Source organism: Enterobacter sp. T2, assembly GCF_010692925.1.
In the GTDB taxonomy this organism is placed as follows: Bacteria; Pseudomonadota; Gammaproteobacteria; order Enterobacterales; family Enterobacteriaceae; genus Enterobacter; species Enterobacter kobei.
The window spans coordinates 933426-956418 of sequence record NZ_CP048736.1; the positions used below are offsets into that span (position 1 = coordinate 933426).

At 53.1% G+C, this 22993-nt stretch carries 20 protein-coding genes and 1 tRNA gene; 15 read left to right on the forward strand and 6 right to left on the reverse strand.

Features of this window, described 5'->3' with window-relative positions; genetic code table 11:
• Positions 1–22: 22 nt before the first annotated feature.
• Positions 23–790 (forward strand): class II glutamine amidotransferase, encoded by a 768-nt coding sequence (locus G0034_RS04395; protein WP_014882671.1) that lies wholly within the window; start codon positions 23–25, stop codon positions 788–790.
• Here G0034_RS04395 and dpaA read toward each other — a convergent pair.
• Positions 761–1501, reverse strand: coding sequence for a peptidoglycan meso-diaminopimelic acid protein amidase (dpaA, locus tag G0034_RS04400; protein WP_179120544.1), 741 nt, complete (start codon positions 1499–1501; stop codon positions 761–763). The two genes, G0034_RS04395 and dpaA, sit on opposite strands and share 30 nt — an antisense overlap.
• Before the next feature lie 298 nt (positions 1502–1799).
• On the opposite strand from dpaA, the gene G0034_RS04405 reads away from it, so the two are divergent.
• The 8 genes from G0034_RS04405 (at position 1800) to dinB (ending at position 9005) form a co-directional block, all read left to right on the forward strand.
• Positions 1800–3143 carry a Na(+)-translocating NADH-quinone reductase subunit A gene (locus tag G0034_RS04405; RefSeq protein ID WP_023332159.1) on the forward strand — a complete coding sequence of 448 codons (1344 nt, stop codon included), beginning with the start codon at positions 1800–1802 and terminating at the stop codon, positions 3141–3143.
• Positions 3144–3145: 2 nt separating this feature from the next.
• Entirely contained in the window at positions 3146–4381 is a 1236-nt protein-coding gene (locus G0034_RS04410) for an NADH:ubiquinone reductase (Na(+)-transporting) subunit B (protein WP_179120545.1), read from the forward strand.
• Entirely contained in the window at positions 4374–5168 is a 795-nt protein-coding gene (locus tag G0034_RS04415; RefSeq protein WP_014882675.1) for a Na(+)-translocating NADH-quinone reductase subunit C, read from the forward strand. Before G0034_RS04410 ends, G0034_RS04415 begins: the two co-directional genes overlap by 8 nt.
• A complete protein-coding gene (locus G0034_RS04420) occupies positions 5161–5799 on the forward strand; it encodes an NADH:ubiquinone reductase (Na(+)-transporting) subunit D (protein WP_014882676.1) in 639 nt (212 codons plus the stop codon). The genes G0034_RS04415 and G0034_RS04420 overlap by 8 nt, the downstream gene beginning before the upstream one ends.
• A 6-nt stretch (positions 5800–5805) precedes the next feature.
• Entirely contained in the window at positions 5806–6402 is a 597-nt protein-coding gene (gene nqrE, locus G0034_RS04425) for an NADH:ubiquinone reductase (Na(+)-transporting) subunit E (RefSeq protein ID WP_006810004.1), read from the forward strand.
• A 10-nt stretch (positions 6403–6412) separates the two neighbouring features.
• Positions 6413–7636, forward strand: coding sequence for an NADH:ubiquinone reductase (Na(+)-transporting) subunit F (gene nqrF, locus G0034_RS04430; protein ID WP_179120546.1), 1224 nt, complete (start codon positions 6413–6415; stop codon positions 7634–7636).
• A gap of 2 nt (positions 7637–7638) precedes the next feature.
• Positions 7639–7839, forward strand: coding sequence for a (Na+)-NQR maturation NqrM (gene nqrM, locus G0034_RS04435; RefSeq protein WP_014882678.1), 201 nt, complete (start codon positions 7639–7641; stop codon positions 7837–7839).
• Positions 7840–7946: 107 nt separating this feature from the next.
• Positions 7947–9005, forward strand: a complete 1059-nt coding sequence (dinB, locus tag G0034_RS04440) for a DNA polymerase IV (RefSeq protein WP_179120547.1) — start codon at positions 7947–7949, stop codon at positions 9003–9005.
• Between the two features lie 55 nt (positions 9006–9060).
• Here the strand turns inward: dinB and pepD are convergent, their stop codons facing one another.
• Positions 9061–10518, reverse strand: a complete 1458-nt coding sequence (gene pepD, locus G0034_RS04445; protein WP_014882680.1) for a cytosol nonspecific dipeptidase — start codon at positions 10516–10518, stop codon at positions 9061–9063.
• A 260-nt stretch (positions 10519–10778) separates the two neighbouring features.
• Here pepD and gpt point away from each other — a divergent pair, with 260 nt between their 5' ends.
• From gpt to crl, 3 genes are all read left to right on the forward strand, one after another.
• Positions 10779–11237 carry a xanthine phosphoribosyltransferase gene (gpt, locus tag G0034_RS04450; RefSeq protein ID WP_003863205.1) on the forward strand — a complete coding sequence of 153 codons (459 nt, stop codon included), beginning with the start codon at positions 10779–10781 and terminating at the stop codon, positions 11235–11237.
• Between the two features lie 104 nt (positions 11238–11341).
• Entirely contained in the window at positions 11342–12586 is a 1245-nt protein-coding gene (gene frsA, locus G0034_RS04455; protein WP_014882681.1) for an esterase FrsA, read from the forward strand.
• A gap of 57 nt (positions 12587–12643) precedes the next feature.
• Positions 12644–13045 (forward strand): sigma factor-binding protein Crl, encoded by a 402-nt coding sequence (crl, locus tag G0034_RS04460; RefSeq protein WP_014882682.1) that lies wholly within the window; start codon positions 12644–12646, stop codon positions 13043–13045.
• A gap of 113 nt (positions 13046–13158) precedes the next feature.
• Here the strand turns inward: crl and phoE are convergent, their stop codons facing one another.
• Entirely contained in the window at positions 13159–14211 is a 1053-nt protein-coding gene (gene phoE / locus G0034_RS04465) for a phosphoporin PhoE (RefSeq protein WP_063944063.1), read from the reverse strand.
• 305 nt (positions 14212–14516) lie between these two features.
• Between phoE and proB the strand changes: the two genes are divergently transcribed.
• The 3 genes from proB (at position 14517) to G0034_RS04480 (ending at position 17072) form a co-directional block, all read left to right on the forward strand.
• Positions 14517–15620 carry a glutamate 5-kinase gene (proB, locus tag G0034_RS04470; protein WP_014882684.1) on the forward strand — a complete coding sequence of 368 codons (1104 nt, stop codon included), beginning with the start codon at positions 14517–14519 and terminating at the stop codon, positions 15618–15620.
• Positions 15621–15631: 11 nt separating this feature from the next.
• The gene (proA, locus tag G0034_RS04475; RefSeq protein WP_014882685.1) at positions 15632–16885 is read left to right on the forward strand and encodes a glutamate-5-semialdehyde dehydrogenase; all 1254 of its coding nucleotides are present in this window, start codon (positions 15632–15634) and stop codon (positions 16883–16885) included.
• A gap of 111 nt (positions 16886–16996) precedes the next feature.
• Positions 16997–17072, forward strand: a tRNA-Thr gene (locus tag G0034_RS04480).
• A gap of 255 nt (positions 17073–17327) precedes the next feature.
• On the opposite strand, the gene zorD is transcribed toward G0034_RS04480, so the two are convergent.
• Genes zorD through zorB1 form a run of 3 tightly spaced genes read right to left on the reverse strand, consistent with a single transcriptional unit; the run spans position 17328 to position 22986 of the window.
• A complete protein-coding gene (zorD, locus tag G0034_RS04485) occupies positions 17328–20570 on the reverse strand; it encodes a type I Zorya anti-phage system protein ZorD (RefSeq protein WP_014882697.1) in 3243 nt (1080 codons plus the stop codon).
• Positions 20570–22252, reverse strand: coding sequence for a type I Zorya anti-phage system protein ZorC (gene zorC / locus G0034_RS04490; RefSeq protein WP_023338110.1), 1683 nt, complete (start codon positions 22250–22252; stop codon positions 20570–20572). Before zorC ends, zorD begins: the two co-directional genes overlap by 1 nt.
• Complete coding sequence (gene zorB1 / locus G0034_RS04495) at positions 22249–22986, reverse strand: type I Zorya anti-phage system protein ZorB1 (protein WP_179120548.1); 738 nt, start codon at positions 22984–22986, stop codon at positions 22249–22251. The genes zorC and zorB1 overlap by 4 nt, the downstream gene beginning before the upstream one ends.
• Positions 22987–22993: the final 7 nt, after the last annotated feature.

Below are 22993 nucleotides of genomic sequence, written 5' to 3' on the forward strand. Positions count from 1 at the left end.
CCCGCTGTTGTGGAGGTGATGTATGTGCGAACTGCTCGGGATGAGCGCCAATGTGCCAACCGATATCTGCTTTAGTTTCACCGGGCTGGTGCAGCGCGGTGGAGGAACCGGGCCGCATAAAGACGGCTGGGGCATTACCTTCTACGAAGGCAAAGGGTGTCGCACGTTCAAAGATCCACAGCCCAGCTATAACTCACCGATTGCCAAACTGGTGCAGGACTATCCCATCAAGTCCCGCTCGGTGATCGCGCACATCCGTCAGGCAAACCGCGGCGAAGTGGCGCTGGAAAATACCCATCCGTTTACCCGTGAACTGTGGGGGCGAAACTGGACCTATGCGCACAACGGGCAACTGACGGGCTATAAGTCGCTGGAGACGGGGAATTTCCGCCCGGTCGGCGAAACGGATAGCGAAAAAGCCTTCTGCTGGCTACTGCACAAGCTGACGGAACGTTATCCTCGTACGCCCGGCAACATGACCGCCGTGTTTAAATACATCGCGACGCTGGCATCCGAGCTACGTGAAAAAGGCGTGTTTAACATGCTGCTGTCAGACGGACGCTATGTCATGGCGTTCTGTTCGACGAACCTGTTCTGGATCACGCGCCGTGCGCCGTTTGGCGTTGCAAAGCTGCTCGATCAGGATGTGGAGATAGACTTTCAGAAAGAGACCACACCGAACGATGTGGTCACAGTCATTGCGACGCAGCCGCTGACGGGCAACGAAGCCTGGCAAAAGATCATGCCAGGCGAGTGGGTGCTATTTTGTCTCGGGGACCGTGTAATTTGACGCCAGCTGTGGATGGACGACTTCGTGGCTCAGCGGTTTGCTGACCACGTAACGGCCATCTACGATTGAAACCACAGGCGGCTTGTGGGTCTGGTCAAAGTAGTCGTAACCCGGCTTCAGCTGTTTCCAGAAATCGGCGTAATAGGAGTACTTATGGCGGGCCATGTTGGCATCTGTCATACGGAACGGATAAATGCTGACCTGAACGTTAGGCTGCCCGAACACCAGCGCGCCTGTTACGAACTGGAAAATTTCATCAATGCCGGCATCGGTCATCGCATAACAGCCGATAGACACGCAGGCACCGTGGATCATCAGGTATTTCCCTTCATAACCGTGAGCACGGTCATAGGCATTGGGGAAACCGATGTTAATGGCTTTATAGAAGCGGCTGTCCGGTTTGAGCTGGCTACGCTGAACGTTATAAAACCCTTCCGGACTTTTAAAATCACCCTGGCGCTGTTTTGGCCCCAGCCCGCCGGAGTAATTACAAATTTTGTAGCTATCAAGCAGCTGATATGTCTCGCCCATTTTCACAAATAGATCGAGCGTGCGTTCTTCCTTGAAGATTTGAATATAAACCGGCGATCCCATTAACTGCTGTTTATATTCTTTGCTGATCGGCGTCGTGGAGCTGTTGCTGCTGAGCAGCCCGGCAAACGACATGCACGGAATCAGAAGCATCGCAATGAACAATGCGATTTTACGCATACTACAAGTTCCTTGATAAAACGTAGACCAACTTGCCAGGGCGGCAAAAGAGACCCGAAATCAGATTATTCTGTTAGGAGCGCTCACATTAGCACCGCTATAGATTTTCGCAAGAGTCGGGCGATGAGTTTACAAATTAGTTTTACTTTATAAACCATCAAAATCACGCTGGCTCCAGGAACTTTGCGTATTAGCTCGCAATTTGGCGCACCCGCAGGCGGATCCCCTGCCCGTGAGAAGGGGAAAATGGTACACTTCGCGCCCACTGGATTGTTGTTTATGGAAACCTGCTAACCACATGTTTAAAATAAAAAAAGGACTTAATCTGCCGATTGCAGGCGTGCCCGAGCAGCACGTTTCGCCCGGTGCAAGTGTCCGTCATGTCGCCATCGTAGGCGACGATTATCTGGGAATGCGTCCCTCGATGCTGGTTCAGGAGGGCGATCGCGTTATCAAAGGGCAGGCGCTCTTTGAGGATAAAAAAAATCCCGGCGTGCTGTTCACTGCTCCCGCCAGCGGCACCGTTGTGGCGATCAATCGTGGCGAGCGCCGTGTCCTTCAGTCGGTGGTGATCCGCATTGAAGGCGATGAACAGCGTGAGTTTGCCCATTACGACGCCGCAGAACTCGCGTCGCTTAGTCGGGAAACTGTGCAGGCTCAACTGCTGGCATCCGGTTTGTGGACGGCACTTCGCACGCGTCCTTTCAGCAAATCCCCCGCTCCTGATACGGCCCCGGCTGCCATATTCGTGACGGCCATCGACACCAACCCGCTCAGCGCAGACCCGCAGCCCGTTATTCTGGCGCAGCGTAAAGCCTTCGATGCCGGGTTGACGGTTTTAACGCGCCTGACGCCCGGAAAAGTTCACGTCTGCCAGGCCGGCGGTGGCAAGCTTGGCGGCCATCCGCAGGGGCAGGTCACGTTTAATGAATTTTCGGGTCCACATCCGGCTGGGCTGGTCGGCACCCATATTCACTTCCTTGAGCCGGTGAGTCTGAAAAAACAGGTCTGGCATCTTAATTATCAGGACGTCATTGCCATTGGTAAGCTCTTTACCACTGGCGTTCTCTGCGCTGAACGGGTCATCGCTATCGGCGGTCCGCAGGCTGCAAACCCGCGCCTGGTAAAAACGCTTCTGGGAGCCGATCTTAATGACCTGCTTTCCGGGGAAACGAAAGAGGGTGAAAACCGCCTGATTTCCGGTTCAGTACTCAGTGGGCGCCGTGCAGTTGATGCGCATGCGTACCTGGGCCGTTTCCATCTTCAGGTGAGCGTTGTGCAGGAAGGGCGTGAGAAAGAGCTGTTCGGCTGGGTGCTGCCGGGTGCAGAGAAATACTCCGTGACCCGCACTACGCTGGGTCACTTCCTGCGTCATAAGCTCTTTAATTTCTCCACCAGCACGAACGGCGGGGAGCGCGCAATGGTCCCGATTGGCAACTACGAACGCGTGATGCCGCTGGACATTCTGCCCACCGTGCTGCTGCGCGATCTCCTTGCCGGTGATACCGACGGCGCGCAGGCGCTGGGCTGTCTCGAGCTGGATGAAGAAGATTTGGCGCTGTGTACCTATGTGTGTCCAGGTAAATACGAATATGGACCCGTATTGCGCGAGGTGTTAACCCGCATTGAGCAGGAAGGATAACGATGGGCTTAAAACACCTCTTTGAAAAAATAGAGCCGCATTTTACCGAGGGTAAACTGAAGAAGTACTACCCGCTGTACGAAGCGACGACGACCATTTTCTACACGCCGGGTCTGGTGACGAAAGGGGCGGCGCACGTTCGCGATGCCATCGACCTGAAACGCATGATGATCCTGGTGTGGTTTGCGGTCTTCCCGGCCATGTTCTGGGGTATGTACAACGTGGGTCTGCAAACCATTCCGGCGCTGCATCATCTCTATGATGCGCAGCAGCTGGCGCAGGTCATTCAGTCTGACTGGCACTACCGCCTGGCACAGTCGTTAGGCGTGAGCTTCGCGGCGGACGCGGGCTGGCTCAGCATGATGACGCTGGGGGCGGTATTCTTCCTGCCGATTTATATGACTGTCTTTATCGTGGGCGGTTTCTGGGAAGTGCTGTTCGCCATCATCCGCAAACACGAGATTAACGAGGGCTTCTTTGTTACCTCTATCCTGTTTGCGCTGATTGTGCCACCAACGCTGCCACTCTGGCAGGCGGCGTTGGGGATAAGCTTTGGCGTCGTGATTGCCAAAGAGATCTTCGGCGGGACCGGGCGTAACTTCCTGAACCCGGCGCTGGCGGGGCGTGCGTTACTGTTCTTTGCCTACCCGGCGCAGATCTCAGGTGACCTGGTGTGGACGGCTGCTGACGGTTTCTCCGGTGCGACACCCCTTTCCCAGTGGGCGGCAGGCGGCGGTGAAACGCTGGTCAATAATGCGACCGGCCAGCCGGTGACCTGGTTTGATGCGTTTATTGGCAACATCCCGGGCTCCATCGGGGAAGTGTCTACCCTGATGATTTTGCTCGGTGGGGCGATCATTCTCTTTGGTCGCGTGGCCTCCTGGCGCATCGTCGCAGGCGTGATGCTCGGGATGGTGCTTACTGCCACCCTGTTCAATCTCATTGGTTCAAACACGAACCCGATGTTCTCTATGCCGTGGTACTGGCACCTTGTGCTGGGCGGTTTTGCGTTTGGCATGATGTTCATGGCCACCGATCCCGTCTCGGCCTCGTTTACCGACAGAGGTAAATGGTGTTACGGCGCGCTCATTGGGGTGATGTGTGTATTGATTCGCGTGGTCAACCCGGCCTATCCGGAAGGGATGATGTTGGCCATTCTGTTTGCCAATCTGTTTGCGCCGCTGTTCGACTATCTGGTCGTGCGCGCCAACATTAAGCGGAGGAAGGCGCGTGGCTGAAGTCAAAAATAACGACAGCATCAGCAAAACATTGCTGGTGGTTCTGGTGCTTTGCCTGGTCTGTTCCATTGTCGTCGCCGGTTCTGCCGTCGGGTTAAAACCGCTGCAGCAGGAGCAACGGGCGCTGGATAAACAGCGTAACATCCTGGCCGTGGCCGGGCTGATGCAGGAAGGCATGACGAAGGACGACGTCTCAGCCGTGTTTGCTGAACGCATTACCGCACGGCTGGTGAATTTAAAAACCGGTGAACTGATGGATAAAGACCCGGCGAAATATAACCAGGCGCTGGCGCTGAAAGATCCGCAGATGAGCACTTCGCTTGATGCCTCTCAGGATCCGGCAGGGATTAAGCGCCGCAGCAATATTGCGGAGATTTATCTCGTTCGTGACGAGCAAAAACGCGTGCAGGAAGTGGTTTTGCCCATCTATGGTAACGGCTTGTGGTCAATGATGTACGCCTTTGTGGCGCTGGACACCGATGGCCGCACGGTCAAAGGCATTACTTATTATGATCAGGGCGAAACGCCGGGGCTGGGTGGCGAAGTTGAGAACCCTAACTGGCGTGCGCAGTTTGTCGGTAAAAAAGTACTCGACGATAACGGTCAGCCTGCGCTTAAGGTGGTGAAAGGGGGCGCGCGTCCCGGTGATGACTTCGCCGTTGACGGCCTTTCCGGGGCCACGCTCACCTCTAACGGGGTGCAGCACAGTTTTGATTTCTGGATGGGTGAACTGGGCTTTGGTCCCTTCCTGAAAAACGTACGTGAAGGAGCGCTAAACAATGGCTGATACGGGTGAACTGAAAGAAGTTAAAAAGGTGCTGATTGGCCCACTTTTAGCCAATAACCCGATAACGCTGCAGGTGCTGGGCGTCTGCTCTGCCCTGGCGGTGACGACCAAACTGGAAACGGCGGTAGTGATGACGCTGGCAGTTACGCTGGTGACAGCGTTCTCCAGCATGTTTATCTCAATGATCCGCCACCACATACCCAACAGCGTAAGGATCATCGTCCAGATGGCGATCATCGCTTCGCTGGTGATCGTCGTTGATCAGCTGCTGCGCGCGTTTGCTTATGAAACCTCGAAGCAGCTTTCGGTGTTTGTCGGCCTGATTATCACCAACTGTATCGTGATGGGACGCGCTGAAGCCTACGCCATGAAAATGCCGCCGCTGGCGAGCTTTATGGATGGGATCGGCAACGGTCTGGGCTACGGCGTGATCCTGCTGACGGTCGGTTTCCTGCGCGAGCTTATTGGCAGCGGCAAGCTGTTTGGCATCACGGTGCTGGACACGGTACAGAACGGCGGCTGGTATCTGCCAAACGGACTGTTCCTGCTGGCCCCAAGCGCATTTTTCATTATCGGTTTGCTGATCTGGCTGATTCGTACGTTGAAGCCCGAACAGCAGGAAAAGGAGTAACCGACAATGGCTCATTACCTGAGTTTATTTGTGCGCGCGGTGTTTGTTGAAAACATGGCGCTCGCCTTCTTCCTGGGCATGTGTACGTTCCTTGCCGTTTCCAAAAAGGTCTCGACGGCATTTGGTCTGGGCGTGGCGGTCACCGTGGTGTTGGGGCTTTCCGTTCCGATTAACAACCTGGTGTTCAACTTTGTGCTGCGGGACAGTGCGCTGGTGGAGGGGATTGATCTCAGCTTCCTGAACTTCATCACCTTTATCGGGGTAATTGCGGCGCTGGTGCAAATCCTGGAGATGATCCTCGATAAGTATTTCCCGTCGCTGTACAACGCGCTGGGGATCTTCCTGCCGCTCATCGCCGTAAACTGTGCCATCTTTGGTGGCGTCTCATTCATGGTTCAGCGTGATTACAACTTCAGTGAATCCGTGGTGTATGGCTTTGGATCCGGTATCGGCTGGATGCTGGCGATTGTTACCATGGCGGGGATCCGCGAAAAAATGAAATATGCCAACGTCCCTGCCGGACTGCGTGGCTTAGGGATCACCTTTATCACCACCGGCCTGATGGCGTTGGGCTTTATGTCCTTCTCCGGTGTGCAGCTATAAGGGCTAAAAGATGGAAATTATTCTTGGCGTGGTGATGTTCACGCTGATAGTACTGGTGCTCTCAGGGCTGATTCTGGCGGCGCGCGCGAAGCTGGTCAATTCCGGTGATGTGGTCATTGATATCAATGACGATCCCCAGAATCAGATCCGTACCCCGGCAGGGGATAAACTGCTTAATACGCTCTCCGGCAACGGGATCTTTGTCTCGTCAGCCTGCGGTGGCGGCGGCTCATGCGGGCAATGCCGTGTGACGGTGAAAGAGGGTGGCGGTGATATTCTGCCCACAGAACTGTCGCATATTACGAAACGTGAAGCGAAAGAGGGTTGTCGTCTGGCATGCCAGGTCGCGGTGCGTCAGAACATGAAGATTGAGCTGCCGGAAGAGATCTTCGGCGTGAAAAAATGGGAGTGCGAGGTTATCTCTAACGATAACAAAGCCACCTTCATTAAAGAGCTTAAGCTGCGTGTGCCTGAAGGGGAGAGCGTCCCGTTCCGTGCGGGGGGCTATATCCAGATTGATTGTCCGGCACACACCGTGGCGTATGCCGACTTCGACGTGCCTGAAGAGTACCGTGCCGACTGGGATAAATTTAATCTCTTCCGCTTTGTTTCCGAGGTCAAAGAGTCCGCGCTTCGCGCCTATTCCATGGCTAACTACCCGGAAGAGAAGGGCATCATTATGCTCAACGTGCGTATCGCCACCCCGCCGCCAAACGTGCCACATGCCCCGCCGGGCGTGATGTCGTCGTACATCTGGTCCCTCAAGCCTGGCGACAAAGTCACCATCTCCGGTCCGTTCGGGGAGTTCTTTGCCAAAGATACCGACGCAGAAATGGTCTTTATCGGCGGGGGCGCGGGTATGGCGCCGATGCGCTCACACATCTTTGACCAGCTCAAGCGTCTTGGGAGCACGCGTAAGATCAGCTTCTGGTATGGGGCGCGTTCCCTGCGCGAAATGTTCTATGACGATGAGTTCGAACAGCTGGCGCGTGAGAACCCTAACTTTACCTTCCACGTGGCGCTTTCCGACCCGCAGCCGGAAGATAACTGGACAGGCTATACGGGCTTCATCCACAACGTGCTCTATGAAAATTACCTCAAACAGCACCCGGCACCAGAAGACTGCGAGTTCTACATGTGTGGTCCGCCAATGATGAACGCCGCTGTGATCAAGATGCTGAAAGATCTCGGCGTGGAAGATGAGAACATCCTCCTTGATGATTTCGGAGGCTGATCATGTTGACCTTTCTGGCGACCTTTGCGGTGTTTGTGCTGGTGGTATTCGGCATGTCATTAGGCTGGATCATCAAGCGTAAAAGCATTCAGGGCAGCTGCGGCGGGATCTCTTCTCTCGGAATGGAAAAGGTCTGCGACTGCCCGGAACCGTGCGATGCGCGGAAAAAAAGAATGGCCCGCGAACAGCAGCGCATTATTTAGTCTTGTTAGTCGGGTAAGGCGAAGCTGCCACCCGACAATTCCCACGTACACTTCTCAACCCTCATTTGTTTACTGTATACTTATCCAGTGATGAGTGAGGGCTTACTATGCGCAAAATAATCCATGTCGATATGGACTGCTTTTTTGCCGCAGTGGAGATGCGTGACAACCCGGCGCTGCGGGATATCCCCATCGCCATTGGCGGCAGCCGCGTACAGCGTGGGGTGATCAGCACCGCCAACTACCCTGCGCGCAAATTTGGCGTGCGCAGCGCCATGCCGACGGCGATGGCGTTAAAACTCTGCCCGCACCTCACCCTTTTGCCTGGGCGCTTTGAAGCCTATAAAGAAGCGTCGAACCATATACGGGAAATCTTCTCACGCTATACCTCACTGATTGAGCCGCTATCCCTGGACGAAGCCTATCTTGACGTCACCGACAGCCTTCACTGTCACGGCTCCGCCACCCTGATGGCGCAGGAGATCCGCCAGACTATTTCCAGCGAGCTGAATCTCACCGCATCGGCAGGGGTCGCGCCGGTAAAATTTCTCGCTAAAATCGCCTCCGATTTAAATAAACCCAACGGTCAGTACGTCATTACCCCCGAAGAGGTGCCTGCGTTTTTGAAAACGCTTCCGCTTGGCAAAATCCCCGGCGTAGGCAAAGTCTCCGCCGCGAAGCTGGAAAGTATGGGATTACGCACCTGCGAAGATGTGCAGCGAAGCGATCTGGCTATGCTACTCAAGCGTTTCGGAAAGTTTGGTCGCGTGCTGTGGGAACGCAGTCAGGGCATTGATGAACGCAGCGTAAGCAGCGAGCGGTTGCGTAAATCGGTTGGTGTTGAACGCACGCTGATGGAAGATATTCACGACTGGTCCGAATGTGAATTCATCATCACTGAACAGCTTTATCCTGAGCTGGAAAGGCGCTTAGCGAAGGTTAAGCCCGATCTGCTCATCGCCCGGCAGGGCGTGAAGCTCAAGTTTAACGACTTCCAGCAGACTACGCAGGAGCACGTCTGGCCGCGTCTGAACAGAGACGATCTTATCGCGACGGCAAAAAAAGTATGGGAAGAACGGCGGGCAGGGCGCGGAGTACGACTGGTGGGGCTGCACGTCACACTGTTGGATCCACAGTTAGAGCGTCAGTTGGTTTTGGGATTGTAGATTACGCCAATCGTAGGCCCGGTAAGCGTAGCGCCACCGGGCAACAGACGACGAATTACTTAGCAGGAATCGCCTTTAGCAACTCGGTCAGCAGGGTCCAGTAATGGCCCACGCTTTCGATATGAACTTGCTCATCCGGCGAGTGCGGCCCGGTAATGGTTGGCCCGATAGAGACCATGTCCATGTTCGGATACGGTTTCTTGAACAGACCACACTCCAGACCCGCGTGGATCACCTGAATGTTCGGCGTGCTGTTGAACAGACGCTGATAGGTTTCGCGCACCAGCGCCATCACCGGAGAACTGGCATCCGGCTGCCAGCCCGGGTAGCTGCCTTTAGCGGAGGTTTTGGCACCCGCCAGCGTCCCCAAAGATTCCAGCATGCTCACCACGTACTCTTTACCGCTGTCGATCAGGGAACGGATCAGGCAGATAATTTCTGCACTGTCGTCGCTCATGGTGACCACGCCCACGTTCAGTGAGGTTTCTACCACGCCTTTCGCCACGTCAGAGTTGCGGATCACGCCGTTTGGCGTCGCGTTCAGCAACTGGACAAAGGTGTCACGAGACTGCACGGTCAGCGCGGCTTTGTCGGTAGTAACAGACTCCAGCACCACGGTCAGGTTTTTCTCTTTCGCTGACAGTTCGTTTTTCAGGATATCCAGGTAGACGCTGGAGAGTTTTTTCAGCTCGTCCGCTTTTGCTGCTGGTACTGCAACGGTGGCGAAGGCTTCGCGTGGGATCGCGTTGCGCAGGGTACCGCCGTTGAAGTCTACCAGGCGCAGATCCAGCTCAGCCGCGTGGCCCGCCAGGAAGCGTGCCAGCAGTTTGTTGGCGTTGCCCAGGCCCAGGTGAATATCGCCGCCGGAGTGGCCGCCTTTCAGCCCTTTCAGCGTCAGCTTGAAGGTCTGGTAACCCGCAGGCACCGCTTCGCGTGACAGTGGCAGGGTAGAGATGAAATCAATCCCGCCCGCGCAGCCCATGTAGATCTCACCTTCTTCTTCGGAGTCGGTGTTGATCAGGATATCAGCCTGCAGCCAGTTCGCCTGCAGACCGAATGCGCCGTCCATGCCCGCTTCTTCGGTCATGGTCAGCAGCACTTCCAGCGGACCGTGCTCAACGCTGTCATCCGCCAGCACGGCCAGCGCAGAGGCCATGCCGATGCCGTTATCTGCACCCAGGGTGGTGCCGCGCGCTTTCACCCAGTCGCCGTCGATGTAGGGCTGGATCGGGTCTTTAGTGAAATCGTGAACGGTGTCGTTGTTTTTCTGTGGCACCATGTCCAGGTGCGCCTGCAGGACAACCGGTTTGCGGTTTTCCATGCCGGCGGTGGCCGGTTTACGGATAAGAATGTTACCAACCTGGTCGCGCTCAGCGTGCAGACCTTTTTCCTTCGCCCAACCCATAATATGTTCGGCAAGCTGTTCTTCATGGTAGGAAGGGTGTGGAATGGAACAGATTTTGGCAAAAATATCCCACAGCGGCTGCGGAGATAATTGAGACAGTTCAGACACGATAAGTCTCCTTGTCGATGCTCTGCAAACAAGGTTGCAGGTCACAGGGTTAGCAGGTTAATAGTTACCACAAGACAGGCTTGCGAGATGCAACTGAGAATACCACTTTCTCTGCGGGCTGGTAGCATAAAGCATGTAAAAACTCAGGCAGAGGGCGCTAAACACTGGTTTTTAGTGCGTCAGATCTCTATAATCTCGCGCAACCTATTTCCCCCTCGAACACTTTTTAAGCCGTATAAAAACAGGCTGGGACACTTCACATGAGCGAAAAATACGTCGTCACCTGGGACATGTTGCAGATTCACGCCCGCAAACTGGCTGCGCGTCTGATGCCTTCCGAACAGTGGAAAGGCATTATTGCCGTCAGCCGTGGCGGTCTGGTACCGGGGGCGCTGCTGGCACGTGAGCTGGGTATTCGTCATGTCGATACCGTTTGCATCTCCAGCTATGACCACGACAACCAGCGTGAGCTGAAAGTGCTGAAACGCGCTGAAGGCGACGGTGAAGGCTTTATCGTCATCGACGATCTGGTGGACACCGGTGGTACCGCGGTGGCTATCCGCGAAATGTATCCAAAAGCGCATTTCGTCACTATCTTCGCGAAACCGGCGGGTCGCCCACTGGTTGACGATTACGTGATTGATATCCCTCAGGATACCTGGATTGAACAGCCATGGGATATGGGCGTGGTCTTTGTACCGCCTATTTCAGGCCGTTAATTTCCGCACGTAACTTTACACGCCCGGCTATGTCGGGCGTTGTTCTTTTTATCCTGCCACGCGTTACAATGGACGTTATATGACGTATCCATGGAGGCAACGCAATGACGCAGGCGAATCTCACCGAGACACTCTTCAAACCCCGTTTCAAACACCCTGAAACGTCGACGCTGGTCCGTCGGTTCAATCCGGGTATCCAGCCTGCCGTCCAGTCTGCCTTAGACGGCAAAAACGTCCCCCACTGGTATCGCATGATTAACCGCCTGATGTGGATCTGGCGCGGTATTGATCCGCGTGAAATCCTGGATGTGCAGGCGCGTATCGTCATGAGCGAGTCGGAGCGCACAGACAGCGAACTCTACGACACGGTGGTCGGCTATCGCGGCGGCAACTGGATCTATGAATGGTCTAAACAGGCGATGCTCTGGCAGCAAAAAGCCAGCCAGGAGGAAGATGCTACGCGGAGCGGCAAGCACTGGCTCCATGCGGCCAATCTCTACGCCATTGCCGCCTACCCGCATTTAAAAGGTGATGAGCTGGCTGAGCAGGCTCAGGCGCTGGCGAACCGAGCCTATGAAGAAGCGGCTCAGCGCCTTCCGGGCCAGATGCGCGAACTGGAGTTCACCATTCCCGGCGGTGCGCCCGTCACCGGCTTCCTTCATATGCCTGAAGGAGACGGCCCGTTCCCGACCGTCCTGATGTGCGGCGGGCTGGATTCGCTGCAAATCGACTATTACAGCCTGTATGAGCGTTACTTCGCACCAAAAGGGATCGCGATGTTGACGCTTGATATGCCCTCAATTGGTTTCTCATCCAAATGGAAGCTGACTCAGGATTCCAGTCTGCTGCACCAGCATGCGCTAAAAGCGCTGGAAAACATTCCTTGGGTTGACCACACCCGCGTGGCGGCATTCGGCTTCCGCTTTGGGGCGAACGTCGCAGTGCGTCTGGCTTATCTTGAATCATCGCGCCTGAAGGCCGTCGCGTGCCTGGGCCCGGTAGTCCACGCCCTGCTTAGCGATCCTGCCCGTCAGGGCAGCGTGCCGGAAATGTACCTTGACGTGCTGGCCAGCCGCCTTGGCATGCATGATGCATCAGATGAAGCGCTGCGCGTTGAGCTCAATCGTTACTCGTTAAAAACGCAAGGTTTGCTGGGACGCCGTTGCCCGACGCCGATGTTGTCCGGCTTCTGGAAAAACGATCCGTTCAGCCCGGAGGAAGAGTCACGCTTAATCACTTCGTCATCTGCGGATGGCAAATTGCTTGAGGTGCCGTTCAGCCCGGTATATCAGAATTTCGACAAAGCACTGAAAGAGATTACGCGCTGGATCGCTCAGAGATTGTGTTAATAGATTGCTAAATTTTGCTGGTTTGGTAAAACAGTGGCTTCACAAAAGGAGATCGCAATGACGTTACCGAGTGGACACCCGAAAAGTAGGCTGATTAAGAAATTTATGGCTCTCGGCCCGTATATTCGAGAAGAGCAGTGTGAAGAGAATCGCTTTTTTTTCGACTGCCTGGCTGTTTGCGTCAACGTGAAGCCTGCACCCGAAAAACGTGAATTCTGGGGCTGGTGGATGGAAATGGAAGCTGAGGAGAAACGTTTTACCTATAGCTACCAGTTTGGCCTGTTTAATAAAGACGGCAACTGGCAGGCCACCACCATCAACGATCAGGAAGTGATTGATCGCCTGGAATATACCCTCAAAGAGTTCCATGACAAAGCGAGCGCACTGCTGGCCTCTCTGGAGCTGAAGTTCGAACCCGCGGATAACTTTTCCAGCGAAGCGGTGAAGCTGACCGCGTAATGCTTTTCTCCCTCTCCCTGTGGGAGAGGGCCGGGGTGAGGGCATCAGACCGCATTCATTTCGGGCAAAAAAAATCCCGGCACATCTGCCGGGATTTTCTTATTCGGATAATCTTAGAACTGGTACGTCATACCCAGCGCAACAATATCATCGCTGCTTACGCCCAGTTTATTATCGTCGTCAATCTGGTTGATTTTATAATCAACAAATGCGGACATATTTTTGTTGAAGTAATAGGTCGCGCCGACATCGATATATTTCACCAGGTCTTCGTCACCAATCCCTTCGATATCCTTGCCTTTAGACTGGACATAGCCCAGAGACGGGCGCAGGCCGAAATCGAACTGATATTGTGCAACAACTTCAAAGTTCTGCGCTTTATTAGCAAAGCCGCCGGAAATTGGCGTCATATTGCGGGTTTCGGAATACATGGCTGCCAGATAAATATCGTTCGCGTCGTATTTCAGACCGGTAGCCCAGGCTTCCGCTTTCTGGCCCTGACCACGCGCCAGCAGGTTTTGCTCGTTGGTGCGGTCAGAGTTGGTGTACGCGCCGCTGACGGCGAAATCGCTACCGCCGAAGTCATAGGTCAGAGAGGTACCGAAACCGTCACCGTTCTGTTTTTTGGCGTCACGGTTTTCGTTTTTGCCCTGGTACTGCAGCGTCATGTCCAGGCCATCAATCGCACCGAAGAAATCGGTGTTACGGTAGGTTGCAAGACCGCTGGCACGCTTGGTCATAAAGTTGTCGGTCTGTGCGGAAGAGTCGCCGCCGAACTCAGGGAACATATCGGTCCACGCTTCGACGTCGTACAGGGCACCCAGGTTACGACCATAATCCAGGGAACCAAAGTCTTTCAGTTTCAGACCCGCAAACGCCAGGCGTGTTTTCTGAGAAGAGTCGCTTTCGGCTTTGTTACCGGCAAATTCGGCTTCCCAACGGCCATAGCCCGTCAGTTGATCGTTAATCTGGGTTTCACCTTTAAAACCGAAGCGAACGTACGTCTGGTCACCATCTTTGGTGTCATCATCGCTGATATAGTGCATCGCTTTAACTTTGCCGTACACGTCCAGTTTATTACCGTTTTTATTATAAACTTCAGCTGCGTGAACGGATGCAGAAGCCACCACGCCCATAACCACTAATGCCAGAGTGCTCTTTTTCATTTTCGATCCTGTCTTATAAACGCGCTAAAAAAATTCGCTGGACGATAAGCTCATGCTTAAGTCCCGTGAAAAAACAGGAAGGGTTTTATCGTTCTGGAATGAAACTTTTATGACAAACTAAGAATAATTTTAAAAAACTGTGATTTATTATTTCGGTAATAAATCCGTCAAATTTTGCCGCTACGCTTCCTGATCCCGCGCAACAAAGTGCTTTGTGATGTACTAAGGCAGTTGGCAACCGGGCTGACTCCTGTTAAAACGTTCGTTCGACATTACTTTCCCTTATCGTTGAACGGCAGAGAATCATGAGTGACAGCCAGACACTGGTGGTAAAACTCGGTACCAGTGTGTTAACAGGCGGATCGCGCCGCCTAAATCGCGCCCACATTGTTGAGCTTGTACGTCAGTGCGCTCAACTGCATGCCGCAGGGCATCGTATTGTGATTGTGACTTCCGGGGCGATTGCCGCCGGGCGTGAACATCTGGGTTACCCCGAACTCCCCGCGACGATCGCCTCTAAACAGCTGCTGGCCGCCGTGGGACAAAGCCGACTCATTCAACTCTGGGAACAGCTGTTCTCTATCTATGGTATTCACGTCGGGCAGATGCTGCTGACGCGCGCGGATATGGAAGACAGAGAGCGCTTCCTGAACGCGCGCGATACCCTGCGCGCGCTGCTGGACAACAACATTGTTCCCGTCATCAACGAAAACGATGCCGTTGCCACCGCTGAAATCAAAGTGGGGGATAACGATAATCTCTCTGCGCTGGCCGCCATTCTGGCCGGTGCTGATAAACTCCTGCTTCTGACCGATCAGCAAGGGCTGTTTACCGCCGATCCGCGCTCCAACCCGGAAGCCGAACTGATCACCGACGTTCATGGCATCGACGATGCGCTGCGTGCCATCGCCGGTGACAGCGTTTCAGGGTTAGGAACCGGTGGCATGGGAACCAAGCTGCAGGCTGCTGACGTGGCGTGCCGTGCCGGTATCGACACCATTATTGCGGCGGGCAGCCGCCCGGGCGTGATTGGTGACGTGATGGAAGGCATCTCTGTCGGCACCCGCTTCCACGCGCAGGAATCCCCGCTGGAAAACCGCAAGCGCTGGATATTTGGCGCGCCTCCTGCCGGTGAGCTCACCGTTGATGAAGGCGCGACGGCGGCGATTCTGGAACGAGGGAGTTCATTGCTTCCTAAAGGAATTAAAAGCGTGACAGGCAACTTCTCCCGTGGTGAAGTGATCCGCATCCGTAACCTTGAAGGTCGCGATATCGCCCATGGCGTAAGCCGCTATAACAGCGACGCGCTGCGCCGCATTGCGGGCCACCATTCGCAGCAGATCGACGCCATTCTGGGCTATGAATATGGCCCGGTTGCCGTTCACCGCGATGACATGATTATTCGTTAAGGAGCCAGAACATGCTGGAACAAATGGGCGCAGCCGCGAAGGCCGCCTCTTACAAACTGGCGCTCCTTTCCAGCCGTGAGAAAAACCGCGTGCTGGAAAAAATCGCTGATTATCTGGAATCGCAATCCGCTGAGATCCTGCGAGCCAACGAACAAGATTTAGCTGAGGCGCGTGAAAACGGCCTGAGCGAAGCGATGCTCGACCGCCTGGCGCTGACGCCGGCGCGCCTGAAAGGCATCGCTGATGATGTCCGTCAGGTTTGTAATCTGGCTGACCCGGTAGGGCAGGTGATTGACGGTGGGCTGCTTGACAGCGGTTTGCGTCTGGAGCGTCGCCGCGTGCCGCTCGGCGTCATTGGTGTGATTTATGAAGCCCGTCCAAACGTGACGGTTGACGTCGCCTCTCTGTGCCTGAAAACCGGTAACGCTGCCATTCTGCGCGGCGGAAAAGAGACCTGGCGCACCAACGCCGCAACGGTAAACGTCATTCAGAAGGCGCTGGAAGAGTGTGGCTTACCGGCGGGAGCCGTGCAGGCAATCGAGAGCCCAGACCGTGCGCTGGTCAACGAAATGCTGCGCATGGATAAATACATCGACATGCTAATCCCACGCGGTGGCGCAGGTCTGCACAAGCTGTGCCGTGAACAGTCCACTATTCCGGTCATTACAGGCGGTATCGGCGTATGCCATATCGTTGTCGATGACAGCGCAGAGATTGCCCCGGCGCTGAAGATTATCGTTAACGCCAAAACTCAGCGTCCAAGTACCTGTAACACCGTGGAAACGCTGCTGGTGCATCAGGGTATTGCAAATACCTTCCTCCCGGCGCTGAGCAAACAGATGGCGGAGAGCGGCGTAACGCTGCACGCGGATGCCAATGCGCTCACACTGCTCCAGGATGGCCCGGCTAAGGTAGTGCCAGTCAAAGCTGAGCAGTACGATGACGAGTTCCTGTCGCTGGATCTGAACGTGAAGATTGTTAGCGATCTCGATGACGCGATTGCCCACATCCGTGAGCATGGTACCCAGCATTCTGACGCGATCCTGACGCGTACGCTGCGCAATGCCGATCGCTTCGTGAACGAAGTGGACTCCTCTGCGGTGTATGTCAACGCCTCAACGCGCTTCACCGACGGCGGCCAGTTTGGACTTGGCGCAGAAGTGGCGGTCAGCACGCAGAAACTGCACGCGCGCGGCCCTATGGGCCTCGAAGCACTGACCACCTACAAGTGGATCGGCTTCGGTGACGATACAATTCGTGCGTAAATAATCACGGGTGATGCAAAAATAGCCGTTTGATTCAAAAGGGCATTGACGCATCACCCGGTTAGATCTAACCTTTTGCCCCGTGGTTACACTCGTAACCGGACTCTCAGGGCCGATATAGCTCAGTTGGTAGAGCAGCGCATTCGTAATGCGAAGGTCGTAGGTTCGACTCCTATTATCGGCACCATCCATATCAAGTAGTTACGCTTCATTTGTACCTTCTTTATTTTCACTGTGGGACAAATCTGGGACAGCTCACCCGAAAATTAAATCAATTTGTCGCGTATTTTCGGTCAGGTGAGTATCGACGCTAAGGCGCCGATGTACCAATTCCTCGCTATGAAGCCAGTGCGATAACGCCACCTCTTATGGAGGTGGTCAGCAACAACTTTTGGAAGTGATATGGATGGAAACATCTTTTTGTTGTTTGAAAAATGAGTGCTTAAGACCCTTTTAAAATGTTCTCAAAATCAGCACTGCTTAAATCTGGTGCAGAGCACAACATATCCCTCGCCAATGCCCGGCGACGCTGAAGGAGTTCATCTAGCGTTTCTTCAAACGTCGTGATTTCAGAGTCCGTTACCGTGGGATAATACACATACACATCCTTTGTCTGGCCGATACGGTAAGCGCGGTCAGTTGCTTGATCTTCTTTTGCCGGATTCCAACAGCGGGTGAAATGAATAACGTGGTTTGCTTTCTGTACGTTAACCCCAAAACCAACCGCGACGGTGGAGAGAATGATCACGCCAAAGCCGGGTTGGGCCTGGAAATCATCAATCAGTCGCTGGCGGTTATTCTGACTATGACTTTTAGTGCTGGTGTCGCCGTTGATGATCACTGGACGGAAACCAAATCGCTGTTGAATAGCGTGTTGTATCTCGCGCTGAAGATCGCGCAGCTCAGTAAAGATGATTACTTTGTCTTTGCTGGTGTGCTTAATTTCATCCAATGTTTTCAACATCCAATTAAGCTTGGGTGAGGCTTCCCGATAGCGAGGTTCTGGGTTAACGACTGCCGGGTGTGCACAAATGAGTTTAAGACGATGCAATAACCCTAACATACCCGCGCCTGCTTGCTGCATTCCTTCACTAAGCGCCTGCTGTTGTTGCCAGTTCGCTATCGAAGAAAGATACAGTTGCCTTTGAGGGGCAGAAAGCGGCAGTTGCTTACAGCTGACGACTTCGATTTTTTGTGGCAAGTCACGCGCAACCTCTTCTTTAGTTCGGCGTAATGTTTGTGGTTCAATCAACGCTCGTAAACTTTCAAGCTGTCCTGTATCACGACCCGCTTCGTTCTCGATAGGGCGAACGTAGGATTTGCCAAATTCATTGAGCGCTCCTAAGAGACCCGGCTGAGCGAAATCAAAAAGGCTCCAGAGATCTACAAGCGTGTTTTCAACTGGCGTGCCGGTGCATGCCACTTTAAATCGTGCTTGTATCGCATTGGCTGCATGAGTAATTAATGCTGCCGGGTTCTTTATTTTTTGTGCCTCGTCACACACCATAATGGACCAGGGCTGGCGCCCCAGTGAAAATTCCTGATCGCGAAGTGTTTCGTAGGTTGTCAGAATAATTTTCGCGTCACCCTGCCAGCCGGGTTTAAGCAGATTTTTGATCCCCTGAGACTGCAGATGAGCAGGAATAGCCTGTTTCGGGTACTTCACCGCTTTGATGGTGTCGCCATACAATTTCATTACTGGAATGCCAGATGTATAGAAGAAATTGTCCAGTTCACGCTCCCAGTTATCCAGAAGAGAGACAGGGGCAACGATGAGGCTGGGTGGCTCGTCAGGGAATTTTTCAATGAACCAAACCAAAAAGCTCAGGATCTGCAGCGTTTTCCCCAGCCCCATATCATCCGCGAGCAGGCAACCTGTAGTTTCCTGAGGCGAACGAAGGAAAAGCTGTTGGAGCCAGGCCACGCCTTCACGCTGATGGTCTTTGAGCCGGATGTGTTCTTTAAGGCTCAGTGGAATTTCAGGCTCGGCATGACGCGCATTGAGGAGTGAATCTCGGCGCAGTTTAATGTAAACAGCTTCTTCAATATTCTGTTCAATTTTGAGCACTGCCCGGGCTGCTTTTTCAACAACGTTACTCTTTAAATCATGTGCTATATTTTGCTGCTTTTCCCAGTTCTTACTGAAGGTTTTCGCCGCATCCAATGGCAGTTCAGTCTCATTCCAGGGGAAGATGATATGCGTTTCGCCAGTCGCTTCTGCCTGAGTGATTCTTTCCTGCAGTTCATCGAAATGTTGCAGGTTATCTGGTTGCCAGCCATCCAGGGCTTCAACCGAAAATGCGGAGAAGTCGACCCCATCAGGGAGCCAGTTTTCACTTTGCGCCTTGGTCAGCCATGGCGAGGATATTTTTTCAAATTCACCAATGCCGATAACGCGATCGCCATATTTACCGAGATCAAGGACATCGTTAAATTCTTTACCTTCAACTTCCTGTTGCCAGCGCGACAACAGCGATTGGCAATCATGCCATTGCTGTTCAGTGAATTGACTTAGTTCCAGTTCGTAACCCTGCCAGGAACCTGCTGGCATTTGCGCAGCAACACTGATACCTAAGCTCTGAACAAATTTATCCAGTTCCCATGGTGCGGAGAAAAGAAATGTCACTTCCGGTTGTGGTATGGGAGAGATAGGCTCAAGTACCAGTTTAATATCGTCTATCTTGTTCTCATCATTTACACGGGGCTGAAGTCTGAAATGATGGAAGAAAATGTGGGCATCAAAAAGTGCTTGCTCATGTTCTTCAGGGGAAATAACACTGGCGGCATCTTCACCCAGGAAAGTATAGGGGTTGCGAACAAAGGAAAGCGCTTCACTACCGGCCACTCTACGCCCTGGGATTGCATGTATTGAATTCAGAACTTCTTTCACTTCAGGTGGGATGATGACATGGCTGAGTTCGCCATTCTCTCCGGGTATGCGATAGCTATCGTGAACCTGTGAGTTCTTGTCAAAACTGTCGAGCCAGTTAGCGGGCTGGTCTTGAAAGTGAGGTTCAATCTCGATAACCGCGGTATCAGCAACCGTAGCCTTACGAAGGCGTAATGACAACGACGTTGGTTTGATAACGTGCGTTTTTTCTAAATAGTCATCAAATTTTGCAGAGGCCTGTTTCGCACATTTGCGAATTGCGGCCCACCCCAACTGGTTAGTGGTTTCGCCTGGGGTCTGAATTTGCTGGGTACTAAGCTGCTCTATTGTCTGCAAAAGAGCCCAGTTTTCCCGTGATAACAAATGCTGTTGATTTTCATAATTAAAAATTGCGCCGGTACGATTGAAACGAATCGACTTACGGGTTGGAACCAAAGTCCATTCCGCAATCCAGACACGAAAATCACTATCGTTTAATGCCCCACGCGAACTCAGTCTTGCACGTAATGGTAATATCTCTGGAACGCCAATTAGAGGCAGACTGCTGGAGTGTTCCTCGTCCTCCAGTAGGCGATACAAATTATCCCAGCTCAATAACCAGCGGTCTGTTAGTGAAATCAGATAGTCTTCTTCGGCCAGTTGCTCAAGCCAGGATGCCAGAGCCCAAAGATCTGGGTCATCAACTAAAGATTGCGGAAAACTGAGTCCGTTTTCCTCAACCTGATACTGATTTCTCAGATGGTGTTCTATCTGCTGACGGTTTCCCGTCAGTTTACTTAGCAGACGTTTCAGCATTATTTGATCCAGTAGCGATGCGGCTCTTTGAGCACAGGGGCGAAACCCAGTCGAAGTAACTCTCTTTCCGTCGTGTCGTCGGGTGCTTTGAGCTGTACAGAGAGCACGCCACCTTTTTGTCGGTTATCGCTGACGATGCATGAGGTGTTTTCAACCAGGCGCTGTATTGCTGTATCCCGCAATGGATTGATGATTTTGATGTCAGATACCGAGGCGGGAGAGGGCGCTTTTTTATCTACAAATTTGACGGGCTCTTCAGCCATCCAGCGGATACCTAACTTACGCAATTCATCTTCGTATTTAAGCATCCAGCCGGTGATGCGGGTCTTGTTGTACCCTTCTGCTCTTGGGGTATGTGGAAGACGAAGAACATTACGATATTTATCTTTCAACTGGATATTAATATCTAATGAATGTGACTCAGGGTTAAAGGGAGCCTGACCCACTCGGTAGGCATACATCGCGTTCCCCGTCCCGGAAAACTCAACGAAAATGTAATCGTTTATCTGCATAATCATAGCATTATCGAAACTACGCCCACCACGCAGATGGCTCAGCCTTCCACGATTCTCCTCGCGGAATTTCACAAAGTCACTGCTACCATCGTGCCAGGCATCGGGTCCCATCACGATACGGGTAAATCCCATCTGGTTTGCGAAGCGCAGCCAGTAGTGGAGTCGTGCCTGATCGACATCGCCGTTGCCGCGTAGTAGCTCAAAGAAATGCATCAGGTCTTGTTTTGCTAACCAGCCCCGCACCATTGCAGCGACAGGTTCAGAAACATACTGATGCCACTTATTCTGCTGACTCTTGAGCTGCGGGTTATCCCAGTATTCAAGAGCTGCCTGTTTCAGGGCGGAATGAGCTTGATCGCGATAGGTTGAATGGTAATAGCGAGTCAGCGTTGCCGTAATAATGTCATCACGAAAACGTACCCACTGCGCGGCCAGGCTCAATAGCCAGCTGATTTTGTCCAGGTATTGAGGATCATCCAGAGTATCAAGCTGCGCCAGCAGCACCGTGAAAATACGTTTCCACAACCAGCTACTGTCGGGAATTTGCGCTATTTTCTCTAAAGATGATAGGGAGTTGCTCTCACCGGAAAGTAGTTGTTGTGATATCACACCGCCAGCCTGAGGCGTAAAAATGTCGTGATAAAACTCAATGGTTTTCATCCACGGTTTTTCTCTGCGGATAGCGGCTTTTACTACTGAGTATCCATGGGCGATATGACCACGCAGTACACACCAGTGTGGATTGATTTCTGGCGATTCGTGTTTGTAGGCAAAATAACTTGAACAAAGTGCCGCCCAGTCCTTCCGTTTCAGTGTCCTGGATTGAATCTGTTTTTGAATAGCGCTGTCGACGCGGGGGAAGAGTGTATCATCCTCCAGTAATACTGGCCTGTCAGGGTAGAGCGGATCGGTATCGGCGAGGCCATAAAACACCATTCGCCACTCACGTTCGGTCAGTTCTTCTGCAAGACGAAAACGACGCAGTGCCGCCAGCCGCATTTCATGTGGCGGGGGGGGGATTTTCTCTGCTTTATCAAATCGCTTTTCCATCTCGCGGCCAGCAGAGGCCAGCGCGTGGAAATCATTGCGCAGAAAATGCTCCTCCTGCTGGCTGGAAGAGAGCTTAGCTGCAATGCGCTGCGCTAGAGAACTCAATGCGGGCGTCATTGCGGCATTACCAGCTGGCAAACTTCTTTATTCACAACAGGCGGGAAATCCACCTCGTCTGCAGCATGCTTATCTTTCAGCCCGAAGAACTGCATACGCAACTCGACGCGACGGCTGGCTTCTTTGCTCTCTTTCGCGTTGTTAAACGAAACGCCCCCCGCCAGGAAAAGCTTACGAATTTGGATCTGCTGTTCTGCAGAAATGTTTTTTTGTAGAGGACTGCGGCTATCGAGCAAACTACACATGACCCATTCAGAACGCTGTAGGGAAAGATGCAGGTTATAAAGGTACGAACCGTCGGTGTCGGTAAATCCTTCAATGACGATTTGCTTAAACCACTTTTTGCCTTCTTCACTGTCGGAGGCTTCAAGTACAAGAGGAACCACATCCTGTAGAGCTTTTTGTCCTTCTACGTTCAGGAAAAATCGATTGTGATCGAAACGACCAGCTTCACCAAAGCTGATGCGGTTATCGTGGCAATCCACCACGATGGTTTTGTATACACTGCGGGCATGCAGCTCCAGGCGCTCACATAATCTGGCGATGTCCTGTCCCCTGACTTTTTCTCCTTGCTCCGCGCGTTGAATGCGTTGTGTAACGGAGCTTAGCGACGCGACCATCACCACCAGAAATAGCACCATCATGGCGGTCATCAGATCGGCGTAAGAAATCCAGAAGGGCTTCTCAGCTTCATCACTGCGGCGCTTTTTAACGCCAAATGCATTCCCAAACATCAGCTGT